General features: G+C 51.7%; 12 protein-coding genes. 5 read left to right on the top strand and 7 right to left on the bottom strand.

Annotation, left to right across the window (positions count from 1 at the left end; all coding sequences use genetic code 11):
* Positions 1 to 790: 790 nt before the first annotated feature.
* Entirely contained in the window at positions 791 to 1,723 is a 933-nt protein-coding gene (locus G9465_RS18400; RefSeq protein WP_166972699.1) for a methyl-accepting chemotaxis protein, read from the top strand.
* A 5-nt stretch (positions 1,724 to 1,728) separates the two neighbouring features.
* A complete protein-coding gene (locus G9465_RS18395; RefSeq protein WP_166972697.1) occupies positions 1,729 to 2,154 on the top strand; it encodes a chemotaxis protein CheW in 426 nt (141 codons plus the stop codon).
* A 466-nt stretch (positions 2,155 to 2,620) separates the two neighbouring features.
* Here G9465_RS18395 and G9465_RS18390 read toward each other — a convergent pair whose 3' ends face one another.
* A complete protein-coding gene (locus G9465_RS18390; RefSeq protein ID WP_166972695.1) occupies positions 2,621 to 3,070 on the bottom strand; it encodes a universal stress protein in 450 nt (149 codons plus the stop codon).
* A 656-nt stretch (positions 3,071 to 3,726) separates the two neighbouring features.
* Between G9465_RS18390 and G9465_RS18385 the strand changes: the two genes are divergently transcribed.
* Positions 3,727 to 3,981: a HalOD1 output domain-containing protein gene (locus G9465_RS18385; RefSeq protein WP_166972693.1), complete on the top strand. Its 255-nt coding sequence runs from the start codon at positions 3,727 to 3,729 to the stop codon at positions 3,979 to 3,981.
* Positions 3,982 to 4,468: 487 nt separating this feature from the next.
* Here G9465_RS18385 and G9465_RS18380 read toward each other — a convergent pair whose 3' ends face one another.
* The 6 genes from G9465_RS18380 to G9465_RS18355 all read right to left on the bottom strand — a co-directional run bounded on the left by G9465_RS18380 (position 4,469) and on the right by G9465_RS18355 (position 12,202).
* Entirely contained in the window at positions 4,469 to 5,890 is a 1,422-nt protein-coding gene (locus G9465_RS18380) for a nitrogen regulation protein NR(II) (protein ID WP_166972691.1), read from the bottom strand.
* Between the two features lie 7 nt (positions 5,891 to 5,897).
* Positions 5,898 to 7,406, bottom strand: coding sequence for an ATPase domain-containing protein (locus tag G9465_RS18375; RefSeq protein WP_166972689.1), 1,509 nt, complete (start codon positions 7,404 to 7,406; stop codon positions 5,898 to 5,900).
* A gap of 7 nt (positions 7,407 to 7,413) precedes the next feature.
* Complete coding sequence (locus G9465_RS26430; protein WP_166972687.1) at positions 7,414 to 7,782, bottom strand: HalOD1 output domain-containing protein; 369 nt, start codon at positions 7,780 to 7,782, stop codon at positions 7,414 to 7,416.
* A gap of 93 nt (positions 7,783 to 7,875) precedes the next feature.
* Complete coding sequence (locus G9465_RS18365; RefSeq protein WP_166972685.1) at positions 7,876 to 8,451, bottom strand: response regulator; 576 nt, start codon at positions 8,449 to 8,451, stop codon at positions 7,876 to 7,878.
* A complete protein-coding gene (locus G9465_RS18360) occupies positions 8,444 to 10,753 on the bottom strand; it encodes a PAS domain S-box protein (RefSeq protein ID WP_166972683.1) in 2,310 nt (769 codons plus the stop codon). Before G9465_RS18360 ends, G9465_RS18365 begins: the two co-directional genes overlap by 8 nt.
* A gap of 1,275 nt (positions 10,754 to 12,028) precedes the next feature.
* On the bottom strand, positions 12,029 to 12,202 hold the full coding sequence (locus tag G9465_RS18355) for a hypothetical protein (protein ID WP_166972681.1): 174 nt from the start codon (positions 12,200 to 12,202) through the stop codon (positions 12,029 to 12,031).
* Between the two features lie 235 nt (positions 12,203 to 12,437).
* Between G9465_RS18355 and G9465_RS26125 the strand changes: the two genes are divergently transcribed.
* Positions 12,438 to 12,566 carry a hypothetical protein gene (locus G9465_RS26125; protein ID WP_255491953.1) on the top strand — a complete coding sequence of 43 codons (129 nt, stop codon included), beginning with the start codon at positions 12,438 to 12,440 and terminating at the stop codon, positions 12,564 to 12,566.
* A gap of 59 nt (positions 12,567 to 12,625) precedes the next feature.
* Positions 12,626 to 12,868 carry a hypothetical protein gene (locus tag G9465_RS18350; protein ID WP_166972679.1) on the top strand — a complete coding sequence of 81 codons (243 nt, stop codon included), beginning with the start codon at positions 12,626 to 12,628 and terminating at the stop codon, positions 12,866 to 12,868.
* The last annotated feature ends 384 nt before the right edge of the window (positions 12,869 to 13,252 follow it).

The raw sequence follows: 13,252 nt of genomic DNA, 5'->3' as shown, positions 1-13,252 counted from the left end.
GCCCTGCGTGGTACCCATGCCACGAAGCACTACCCCGACGACAGCGGGACCGATAGCACAGCTACCGACCACGGACTGGCCACCTAGATCGGTATGGATATTGGGCAGGATGGTTCAGACGTTGGGAACCACTGGACACCCCCCACTCAACTCGACGACGAGGTGTCTCCCCCTCGTTTCGAGTGTTCTGGAAAGGTGGATCGCAACTATCGACGGACTGCAAGAGTTTGTCGACGAACTGGAGGCCAACCTCGCGGATCCACGAGGTCGCGGCGACGGGCCCCACCGCTGTACTCGGGGAGGAGCCACATCGCCAGACGGTCAAATGAGTCTGGGAAAACTAATCGGATTGAGCGGCGATGACCTCGTCGAGAAAACGAGGCAGGTCAGCCAAGAGTAAAACGAAGACAGAACTTCTCGGGATAGACATGGACACCGCGGAAGGGCTACTGGAGAAACGCTACATCGGTCTGAATCTGCTGGAGGATACCGGTCAGAAGGCAACGACGGGTGGCGTCACGCTTTTGTGGTGGAGCCATCGGTCTAAGCCTGTGACAAGAGCCAGCTGAAGAGAGCATGGGGAGTCATCAGCCAGCTCGTGGGAGGCCTCGATATGTTCTGTTAGTGCATCTAGGATGTCGTAGTTTATATAGTGTACGACTTCAAGATCCTCTAATTAAATTAATAAGATTGAGTAATACCTCGAACTATTCAAATATATTACTTGATCTTATCATACATGATAATTCAGCAAGTACTTTTTTAGTAGTGCTATTCTTTCACACAGACGATGTCGTCAGACCAAACAAACACTACTGGTGTTTCAGATGCGTCGGCTGGAGTTGACGAAATAGACCGAGATGACGCGGCTGAAGAGCTAACTACGGCTATTGAGGAAATCAACGAGGCAGCTCAGGATATCGCGGTCTCCGCACAAGAGATCAGTGAGATGTCCAGCGAGCAGGCTACGAGTCTAAACGAAGTGGCCTCTGAGATGTCGGATCTCAGCGCGACTGTCGAAGAAATCGCTTCGACGACTGACGAGGTCAGAGAATCGAGTGAAGCGGCCCAGCGACGGGCAAGTCGTGGTCGAGAATCAGCTGACGATGCAATCGAAGCGATGGAAATCGTGGATGATGCTGCAGACGAGGTGAGCGCTGATTTTGAAACGCTGCAAGAACACGTCGAAGAAATCGATGATATCATCGCCGTGATCAACGATATCGCTGACCAAACCAACATGCTGGCACTGAACGCTAGCATCGAAGCGGCTCGCGCAGGTGATGCTGGTGAAGGGTTTAGTGTAGTTGCTGACGAAGTGAAAAGCCTCGCTGAGGAGTCTCAGACCCGAGCAACCGAGATCGAAAAAACGGTCGACAGTATTCAATCCACGACGTCGAAGACTGTCGAGAGTTTAGAGGAAGCCACCACGCGCATCAGCGATGGGACAGCCGAAGTTGAGAACGCAGTCCAGGAGTTGCGCGATATTGATGATGCCGTCTCACAAGTCAAACAGGGCATCGACGAAGTCGCGACGGCGACCGACGATCAAGCTGCCAGTACGGAGGAAGTGGCGAGTGTCGTTGATGATGCTGCTGACAAGGCTGACGAGATGGCTCACGAAATCGAAGAGGTAGCCGCTGCATCCGAAGAACAGTCTGCCAAAGTTAACGAACTTCGGGAAATCGAACGGCGATTGCGAGCCAGTGCCAGCGAGGAGTGAACCAGATGACAACTAGATCGATATCAGATACGCAGATCGTCGAATTCAAACTCGGAATACAGACGTACTGTGTTGATATCCAGTATGTTACTGAGGTTGCAAATCTCGAGAGGATCACGCCAATCCCCAACTCGGAATCCCACGTACGTGGGTTGATGGATTTGCGTGGCCGAACCACATCTGTTTGTGATCCCAAAGTGTTGTTCGATATCGAGAACACTGGCGATGAAGAGGCAATCCTCGTCTTTGACGCCGACGAGTTTAATACTGGGTCTGTTAGTTGGGTGGTTGATGAAATCACACAGGTCACGGACCTACATGAGACTGATCTCGACGAAGCCGATGTTGCTAACAGCGAAGGTGTCCGCGGTGTGATCTCCCAGAATGACAATTTCATAATCTGGGTGGACCCAAGCAAAGTTATGGACTGATCCATTGCCACTCTCACAGCTCTCAGCACCTCCGTGTAGCTCATTCCAGAACCCTTATTTTAATTTATCTAAACTATAGTCGTATCTCGTATTGATGGTTTATGGATGGTGCGGGTTGTCTTGGACGAGATACCATCAAATGGTGGTAAGGATACCAACATACGCCATCTTATTTCACAATACCGATAAATTGGCAATCACTAACGCTGGAAGACATGCAGCACCGACGAACACACTGGAAGGAGATCGTTGAGAGCCGAGGTGGAGAAGTTAAGGGGCTCTACTATGGCTTGGCCAGTACGACATCGTTGCGATAGTTGAGGCGCCTGAAACTGACGCGATAGCGAAAATCCAGCTCGTATACAAGCAAATGGGGTTAGCACACGTAGAGAGCTTTAGGTGTTCGAAGCAGACGAGTGGGGCACTATCCTCGAAGATACGCTCGTATAACGGAGCTTCTGAGGTGTTACACTGATTCGACGGCAGGTGTTTCTGCCGCCGTATCCACTTCCATGATTTCGGTGTCGTTGGTCGTGCGTTCGCGGAGAAACGACCCGACCTCGGGGTCATCTTGGAGCAGGCGCCGCAGGAGTCGTCGCCAGGTGGATTGCTGATTTGCCCCAACCACGATGATATCCGCGTCGATTTGGGTTGCTTCTTCAAGGATGACCTCTTCGACGAGGAACCCCTGGCGCGTGGTCACGGATGCTTCGACGTCATCAAGCGTCGACGAAATCGCTCGTGTGAGTTCGGTTGTTTGCGTATCATCTCCAGTCTGGTAGAGATTGACGTGGAGGACTTGGAGGTCCGCTGGGGCGTGATCGTGTGCGAGCCGACCGGCGAACGCGAGGGTTCGGGCACTCTTGTCGGTGAGTGGATACCGGATCGGGACGAGGATTGTCGTAAGATCAGTCATCAACCGATACCAAGTAAGCTATTTAGTTTGATTGTGACTTAACCCTAACGACCCATTATCAAACTGAAAATTCTCGGATAATCAGCAGCGGTAAAGAGGCTGTTAACACCAACCAGTAATGAGTTGATCTATCACGATATCTGTCCCTCTTCGAGAAGCTCACGGTTGCTCTCAGTGTCCAGTGTAACGAATCACAAAGCGATGTACCGGGAACGGGTGGTTTGCAGTATGCATCGGCTGTCCGCTGATGTGAGCCACTATGCGATATCGCGGCTATTATCGATTCTGACGTCGTCGGTGAGTTCGAGCTTGATCGACTCAGTGAGTGAAGTACACAGACCGATAAGAGCCGATGTCGACGACCAGTGATCCTCGTTGAAGGCACTGACTCCGCGCTTTTCCTGCTGTACCTTTGGTTTGTGCGGATATCGCCACTATCAACGACTCATAGAATGGGATACAACCGAAATGACTGAGTTTCTTACTGTCGATGATGAGCAGAGAACTCGGCGTCAGCGAACATCATCGGTGCCGCTTATAGTATGAATATCAAAACTGATATTCTAAAGTGACTTGCCCTCCCGGAAATCTGTCTAAAATTCTCTCATATTGATACAAAAGCAACTCTTTTCCTCTCGCCCAACACATTACAAATCATGGTGGGTCACCCAGTCTCTCAACAAGTGGTGCACGCAGTTGCTGATGCTGAATCAGTCCCAAAAACGGAATTAACCCCTCTTGCAAAGTCTATTGACCCAGAGTCACTCAATACGCTATTCTTATCCAACCCAAAGACCAAAAAGAAATTTCGCTTCGAGTATGAAGGATATATTGTAGTTGTTGAGGACCAAAACAGTGTCACTTTGAGCGATTCACCAGAGTGTGGTTTAGACAAGAGTGGGATAGAATAGTTCCGTAAGTTGAGAACAAATCAACCGCTCGGTACGCATACAGACTGAGCAGGCGATTCCCGACAGCCTGTTCGAGATAAACTTCTTGGGACCGATGTATGCCTCCTTTTTACAAGCAACTGGATGTCCGTATCTGGATCCCCGTCGTCGACGAGCCTACCACACCTTGAGGTGTGCATCTATTTTGATACCTGTAGGTGAAATCGTTTGTTAGGTAGATAGTTCTATGATTCTGATATCCATCCAAATATTAATAAGTCGTCATATTATTAGCTTAACTGATTACTTTGATTCGATCGAGTTGATCATAATCTATTTACGGAGTAATTATCGCGAGATTATAAATGAACTTGATCAGACGATTACTAAACAAAATGAGAGGGAAGACAGAATCTGAAGACGGTTGGCCGGGAGATTGGGAATCTGCCGTCGAATCTGAGTATGAAAACAAGTGATGACTGCAACAACCACTCAGTGTCTCTAAATTTCACACGACTGGTCCCTGATCTAAATCGACGTTCGAGATTTCGAACCGTGCTCCACCAGAAGTGCTCTCAGTGACAGTAATATCCCAACCATGACCGTTGACTATCTGCTGGACGATTGAGAGCCCGAATCCAGTCCCATCAGGTGAATTTGAATACCCGGCTTCGAAGATGTCGCTTTGCTCTGCTGGTGGAATCCCAGGCCCATCGTCTTCTATATAAAACCCGTCCGAACTCGAGAGAGAACCTACACGTACTGTGACTTCCTCCCCGTCGTGTTCGATGGCATTCCGAAACAGGTTCTCTAACAGTCCACATAGCCGCCCTTCATCTGCTGTGATCATGGCTGATTCATCCACGTCAGTTTCGAGTGTTGCACCCCGTGTTTTCACGTGACTCCACGCCTGGTCGGCAGCATGTGGCAGTACGATCAGACTTGGATCGTGTACTGCTTGTCCTTGTTTCGCAAGGACCAATAGTTCTTCAATCATCTGATCCATTCGTTCATGTGCGGAGCTGATTGCGTCGAAGTGTTCCTCACCACCAGAGTCTCGAGCGAGTTCAAGCCGTCCTCGTGCAACACTGAGTGGATTCCGCAGGTCATGTGCAACAGTTTTTGCAAACTCTTCAAGCCGTTCGTTTTGCCGTTCTAATTCTTGTTCACGCTGTACTCTCGCGGTGATATCTCTGAATATCCCGATCCGTTCGACAGCGTCCCCGAAACCCCTGACCACCTCAGTGTTGAGTTCAGTGACGAGGATTTCTTTCCCCTCCAGTTCCCAGTTGATTGTCGTTGAGGCTGGCTCTTCGTCTGCAATACGAAGAAGAACGCGTTCCACCACATCGGACGGCGACAGTTCAAGTTCGGTAATCGATTGGTTCTTCAAATTGTACGGATCAACGCCAAATATCCGAACAAATGCGTCGTTCACTTCGGTAATAGTGCCCTCTGGAGATACGACGATGACTGGATCTGGTGTTGATTGGAAAAGTGATTTAAATCGCTGCTCGCTGTGCTCTTTTTGATCGACAAGCTCTACAGAGAGGCGACGTCGATGGAGGAGATTGTTGATTCGAGCATCCAGTTCGCGCCTGTTTACCGGGCGTTGGATCACCTCATCAACAATGTCCCACACATCATCCGACAACTCTGCCGGGGACTGCTGCTTGGTGAGCAAGAGGTGCGGAAGAAATGCTGGCTCAGCGTCTGTTTTTGTCCCTCGTAAGCTGTCCTGGAACTTTTTCAAGGATGATGTGTCGAAAAGACAGATATCGTACTGTGGATAGTCAAACGGAGTTTGGGCTGCAGTTTGGATGTTAAATTCGTTGCCGAGCTGATCAGCGAGCAACTCTCGATTCCGGTCGCGTTCAATAAGCAAGAGGAGTGTCGTAGCTTTGGACTGACCGGTGTTTGATGCCTCCATGACCGGACTACTCACTCAACCCGTCCCTATCTTGATTGTCCGTCAACTGTGGTGTGCCACTGAGGATCCCTTGGACCTGAATGAGTGGATCCCCGACAGTGATACCGTGTTCGGTGATTTCGAACTTGCGGAGCGTCCGTTCGAAGTCACTGGTCCGCATCTTCAGTACGCCGATAACTTTCTGCATCTCTCCTTCGAGTTCGAGATGTCGAAGAAAGACGATGTTGTCCGCGAGATAACTGATCCCCACGTTTGTGGCCTGAAACTCACCGGTAATGTTCGACACCTCGTCGATGAGAATGACCGTGACGCCCATATTCTTCAGATAGCGGTTGAGTGCATGGAGGTGGGTGACAAGCTCGTCTTCGTCACCCTGAAGGCCGAGTTTGTATCCTGCGATCCCATCAATCATCACGATGTCAGCATCCTCCTCTTCGACTTGGTGGCGAACCATCTGTGCGAACTCCTGCGGTGAAACCTGGAGTGGTTCGACCTCTTCAACGGTCAGGGTGCCGCGCTCGCGCATCTCGGAGACAGGAATATTGATCGCCTCCGATCGCTGCATGAACGTTGCCTCGGATTCCTCGAAAAGGTACATCACCGAGCGTTCACCCCGCCCGGCCGCTTCCTTCATGAACTGTGTGCCGGTCGTTGTTTTTCCGACTCCGGTTGGGCCACTAATGACGGTGACGGTTCCTCTGTCCAGTCCACCGTTGAGCAGTTCGTCTACTTCGGGAACGCCCGAGGAAATGGGTTCTGCAACAAACTCTTGATTCTGTTTTCCGGGGGTGAGTTCTGGATATACGACGAGCCCACCGGCAGTGATCTCCATCGCATGGTTCCCGCCTTCGGTCTCTGATCCGCGGAATTTTGGAACACTAATTGAGCGGCCAGTCGATGCATATCCGAGGTCAATTGACCCGTCGCTCATGAACTGGAGATCGTCGTCGGGAGCATCGTCCGTCGCCTGGGTAGTGAACAGAACTGTCGCTCCCTGTTCGCTGAGCAGTCGCATGAACGACAGGGCTTGTTTGCGGAACTGATACTCGTCGGTCGAGAGATATCGCAACTGACTGATTGGATCAACGAACACCCGATCCGGTTGGAGTTCAGAAACCTGTTCTGCAATTCTTGCTACTATTGGATCGCGCTCGACTTCACTGGATTCGAAGATATCGTAGCCTTGTTCACCAGCAAAGAACTCCGATTTCGGACTCAGATCGAGGAAGTGGACGTCTTCCAGATCAAAGCCCAGTGCTGCGGCGTTCTGTTCGATGTCCGCTGTCGTCTCCTCAAGATTGATGAAGAGCGCTGTCTCACCCTGTACTACGCCAGTCGTGAGATAGTGCAGGCCAAGGATTGTTTTTCCCGTACCTGGTTCTCCCCGGAGGAGATAGCTTCGCTCTGAAATAAATCCTCCGTGGAGGATTTCATCAAGTCCACTGACGCCGGTTGAGAGACGATCGGTCGATTGTGCAACGGTTTCTGCTGAATTGGGATTGGTGTTGTATGACATGGGTATCTTATTTCGATTGCTCTTGATAGGGTGATACGGTGACTGTTCCCGCCGCTTGTACACTTACGAGATACCCCGCATACGTGAACGTGACACGTCCATTGATACATGACTTGTCTGTATGGGGCAGTTTGAAAACCACGTCTAATCCATCTGGATTGATTCGTTCGTATAGTGGCGGAAGATCCTCTCTAGAGTATTCTGAAGCGAGTTCCAATAGTAACACGACCGTGGTGCTAATTGACTGATTGGTCGACCAGTCGTGGTCCGCTTGATACGTGCTCACCGTTGGATCATAATAAACTTCGCCGATAGACGATTCTATCGTGTCACATTTTTTGATATCGAGCTCTGGTGGTGTTGTATGGTATGTCATCTAGTATGGAATAGGGGCTTTGCCGCCTGCTTGCAGGCGGCCAGTACTGCTCTCGGGGTAATCGTTCGAGTCATGCGTCTATCGTGTATGCGGTCATAGGTCACGGAATCCGGCGACAGCATCTGTCACCATCATCTCCGTGAGAGCGGTATCTGTTTCTTCTCTGGCTGTTATCGTCGATTCTTTCAGCGTTTGGTATGCATCGCTTGACGCCAATTCTTGATCGCTCATGTTCGCCTCCATCGTGGCTTTCTTTGAAACCATCGCGAAATACTCCCGGAACTCCCGATCGTATTGTATTCGAGCAGCTAGGCTGCTAACGGCCTCACGGAGTTCTGCCTGATCGATTGGTTTCACAAAGTAATCGTCGATAGCCAAATCGAGAATGTCGTTACCGGGATCGACGGCCGTGAGCATTGCAACCGGCTGGTCATATCCACGTTCGCGAAGGTTGGTCATCACTTCTCCACCCGATTGTCGCGGCATTCGTCGGTCCAGCAGAAGGATATCTACCTCGTCATCCATCATCTCAAGTGCTTCATCACCATTGTACGCTGTTCGCGTCTCGTAGTGGTCCTCAAGATATGCAGCATACAAGTCAGCCAACCCTGTCTCATCATCGACAATGAGCACGGTCTTCGTTTGGTCGTCTTCCGTAGAGTCATTCATCTTTTGAACTCACCGGTATCTTCTTTTTGGGTAGCGTCTTAGGATTGACCGTGGGGAACTGCATCGTCACTGTCGAACCCTTACCCTCGGGTTCTGTAATCGTCAGTTCACCGCCAGCCTTTGTCACGATCCACTGAACGATCCAGAGACCGAGCCCATTGCTATGTTCGAGTTGGGTCTCTTCGCCCCGCTGGAAGACAAGTTGCTGATCATCTGGAATACCTGGGCCGGTGTCCCTGACCGTGATCTCTACCCAGTCGCCTGCCTCAGCCGGAACGGCTGTAACCCGGACAGATGGATCCTGACGTTCGGCGTGGACGATTGCGTTTTCGCAGAGCTCTTCGAGCGCCTGTTCTACTTGGACAGTTCCAGCCACCCACTGCTCCGAGGCGACCTCCATGGATAGTTCTGCACAGGGGTATCTCTCTCGTAATGAGCACACGACGTTATCGACAACCTGGAACACTGAGATGGGCTCAGTATTATTCTGTGCCTGCGTGTCTTCTGAGAGTGGCCGGACCGTTTCACTGATACTAAGCAATTCGTCGGCCGCGTTGAGTCCGTTCTCGAGGAGAGACTCCGAGACTGGTCCGTTATCGTTTCGCGCTCGTTCCAGGACTCCTCGAACGATATTCAATTTGTTCCGGATATTGTGCCGTAGGACGCGGTTGAGGACCTGCAACTGCTGCTTGTGTCGCTTTTGATCGGAAATGTCTGTGTAGACAATGTAGGCACCAATAGTCGATTCATCTCGTTGTATCGGAACGATTCGGATGAGAAAATCACGTCGTCCGGTTGCTGTTTCCCGGCGTGCTTCGGTTTCGACTTTTTGACCACTGAGTGCGTGTTCGATGAGAATTTCTGACTGGGCCTCTTCGTCAGTAGGTACGACAAGCTCACCAAGTGATGTGTCTCGGACTTCGTCCCGCTCGTACCCGAAGACGCGCTCGAACGCGGGATTAACGTCCTGAATTCGCGGCTCTCCGTCGACAAATTCAACATCGACGATACAGTCGGTTGTGTTTTCGAAGAGTGCGCTCAGAGATTTGTTCCGTTCGTGTAACCTCTGCTCGCGCTGGGCCCGTGCAAGCGCCGCTGTAGTGTTCGTCGAGAGGATTTTTGTTGGTTCGAAATCTTGCTTATCGAATGCATTCCGCTCAATGGCTCCGATACTCAAAGTCCCATAAGTACCTAGAGGAAAGCACATCACACTCCGGATCGGCTCGTATTCAGATGGAATCTCCATTGTTCGAAGACGTTCGAAAGGGTCGTATCGAAATGGATGGTCCAGAACTCGGATATTCTGGAATGGGTCATATCGAAAGGGGAAGTCCAATATTCGGTGAATGTCCGCAATCTCAGGCTCACCCTGGTCGAAGACCTGTCCTACGAAGCCCTCACCGATTTCGTATACTGGTGGATTCGAACCGAGCCGTTCCCGAGCAGGTGCTGTTGTCGCCTTGATTTCCAACGTTTGCGGGTTCGTATCCTCGTTGAGCAAGCGAACACTGGCGATATCGTATGAAAAAACGTGTTTTGCGGCATTGACCGTTATATCTGCGATGTCTAGTGCTGACGATGCCCGCATCAGTTCTGAAGTCACATCATGAAGACCACTCAGAGCTTGTTGTTGCTCAGTTCGAGTCGTAACATTACGAATACTCGCCACCATGTGGGGGCTTCCGTCTAGCTCGATAGCGGACGCCGATATCTCTACATAGAGATTCTCTCCACCTTTTGTCTTGCAAGTTAAATTTGTAGCCCTCCCTTGCCCCTCCTTGAGCACTGTCTCTTGGAAGGTACGAAATGTCGGAAGATCAGTTGGATGCAGATCTGCGGGCGAGAGCGAGCAGAGCTCCGCGGGTGAATACCCAAGCATGTCACTGGCCTGGGGATTGCACTGACGGATCGAATCGTGTTCTGGATCGATAATCAGAATAGCATCATTCGATGATTTGAATATTTTATGAAAGAGTTCACGCTGGTGGTCGAGATCGTCAGAGAGCTTCACTGACATCTCACGACGCTCGAGTAAATTCGAGAGACGGTGATAAAGTGTCTCTTTGCGCGTTGGGACTGAGATCACCTCATCGACAATCTCCCAAATATATGGCCTATCCTCCTGTTTTGCACTGGACGATGAAAGGAAGAGATAGGGAAGAAAAGTAGGATCTGCAGCTCGCTTGATGGAACGTAAAGTATCCCAGTGTGTCTCAAGCATTGCAAAGTCAACGATACAGAGGTCAAACACCACTCCCTTTGGCGACTGGCTATCTGGTATGATAACTTCATAGTTCGGCATCAACCACTCTCCTAGACGCTTACGATTCCCCTCACGATTTAGCAACAGCAGTATTCGAGTAGAATCTGATTGAGGTGTTGTGGATGATAGAGAAGCCCCTCCAGAGTTCGATATTGACTCATCACGATTCATTCTACTGTATTCACTATTATTATAGTGTAGAATATATTATATAGGTGTAATGGCCTATTATCAAATGATGATAACTTATTTGAGATATGGCTAACTCTTTGAAGAAAGATTTTGGCCATCCACTTCACTTTCCGCCCGGTCCGTGCCCTGCAGATAGAAGCCGAACAGGACGATAGCATCCGGTTGGACACAGACATAGACATCCTGCTGTTGTTTGCTACTTCCCCGACGAAAAGGGATAGGCCCGTACAACTGTATGTCACAGGCCAGAGACCGAACCCTGGTATTGGTGAAGCACGATGCTGAAACCCCACCCGAACTTCTTGCGACTCTCCGGTGGGTCGACGTCGACGACCGGCTCCCCGAAGGGTATCGACGAATTCCTCGAGACAGTCGACGCTCGAAACAGGAATATCTGGTACAGCGGTAAGCAGCGCTTCAGTTAGTATCACAACAATAACTTTCTGCTGGTTCTGGGAACAGATTCCAGGTAAATTCCAACTTGCCCGCCCTGTCCATTGTGAAACTGATCTCGTCTGTGGCGACTGTGTGTGTGGCCATGTGGGGCGAAAAGATCAACTCAGACACAAAACACTCACCGAATGCCAACGACTTCCAATCATGGGCCGACGACTGCTACTCACAGCCACCATCCTACTGACGGTCCTCGTAGCAGGGTGTCTGTCGCCCAGTAGTGTACCGGAGCCAGTAACCGAGAGTCCGTCACAATCCGAGAGCGAACGGGTCGCCGAGAACTGTCCGTTGACACCACACGAAGGCCAATGGCCGCGTTGTGTCGACTTCGACGATGACGGGATGTACGACGAGGTGTGTATGGACAACGTCGAGTGCTACTGCGACACGCCCCAATCTGCCGACCAGTGCCAACCATACGTCCTGCACCGTGGTGGCGAAGTGTATGGTGAAGAGACAAATACCACGGCAACCACCACCCACTCGCAGAGTGAGAAGGCGCTACAGGGCGGGTATTCAGTGACTGGCTCCCATGTGAGACCCGTTTGCGCTCGAACCCCGGCAGCGCCCATCGCTGACTGCTACGGGACGTAGCGTCAGCGCCGTCACGCCTCGTCCCCAACCGCCTCAACTAACCCACCGAACCGCTCCAACACGGCCACTAACTGCTCAGTGGCCGTCATACGCTCCCCCGATCACGTCATCGACGTCGTCCAGCCGATCGTCCTGAAACGTCCCAGGCTCGAACAGCACCTCCGACACTGTCTCGGGCACCGGTCCGTACTGCTTGGCCCGCTCGACCAGTGCCGCCAACCGCTCGGTGGTCACCAACACCAGCTCCACACGATTGTCGTCCTCGATCGCCGCAGGCGTGAACCCTGGCACGACCACGACCGCGTGATCGGCCCACGCGCTTCCTGGTGGCCCTGGATCCGTCTACCGGGTGATCCGGAGTCGGTTCAGTACTCGAGTAGTGGGAAGTGTGACCTCGAAAGACCCGGCTACCCAGAAATTAACAACCGGATATGGAAGGTGATGTACAGAGAACCCCACTGTGTGAGGTCCTCACGTGGTCAGAATGAGATCCAAACGAGAACGCGCGGAACGCCGTCTGGACCGCGTCATTGACCGCTTCGCAGAGGACGTCGGCTATCTCGAGTTAGAGTTGTTGTTCCAGAAGCAGGCACAGGAGCTCCACGAACAGTGAGTCGACGAGGCCGACGGCGACCCACTGACGCTCGACGACATCGACCTAGAGGGCTCAGTATGAGCAGCGAGACAGACGAGCCGCGCTCGAGGACGACTCAGGGCGAGTTGGAGGACGAAGACGTACGCGACGAGTCGTGGATGATCTGGGTTGCGTCGACGAAAAGCAGTGGTCCGAGAGTGATGCACGTACGCGAGAACTACTCGTATCTCGAACGGGCGGATTTCAAGACCAAGAAAAACCGCGACCTGCTGTTCGACGAGACAACGTGGTGCCAGAATTGTGCTGGTAGTCTCAGGTGAGCTGGTCATTCGACCAGACCGAACGGCGCCCCGTCTCAGTCGACTGTCGGCGACGCGAGCAGCGATAACGGCGTCGGCGATCGCCGACCTGCGAGCCAAACTGGACGCCGAGCCACAGCTCACGAGCGATACGGAGGAATTTACCGACCAGGAACGCCGCGTTCGTGATCGGGTGTTCGCGCGCCGGGGTAACGCTGCGGCCGACTTCTCGGCTACGCACCCAGGCAGTTCGTCGCCAATGCACCGGTACGCACCCACGATGGCCCTACCACCTCGTCGAGCAGGCGTATCTGTTCCCATTGGTCGAATACTGACGGTAATGTCTCAGTTTCTCAGTATCGAACCAACGATCTGGCGCCAAAGACATCAGTATTAGCTCGATGG

This window comes from Haloarcula sp. JP-L23 (assembly GCF_011602445.1).
Lineage (GTDB): Archaea > Halobacteriota > Halobacteria > Halobacteriales > Haloarculaceae > Haloarcula > Haloarcula pellucida.
Note: the sequence above shows the minus strand (reverse complement) of the source record. Positions and strands in the feature narration are given on the sequence as shown.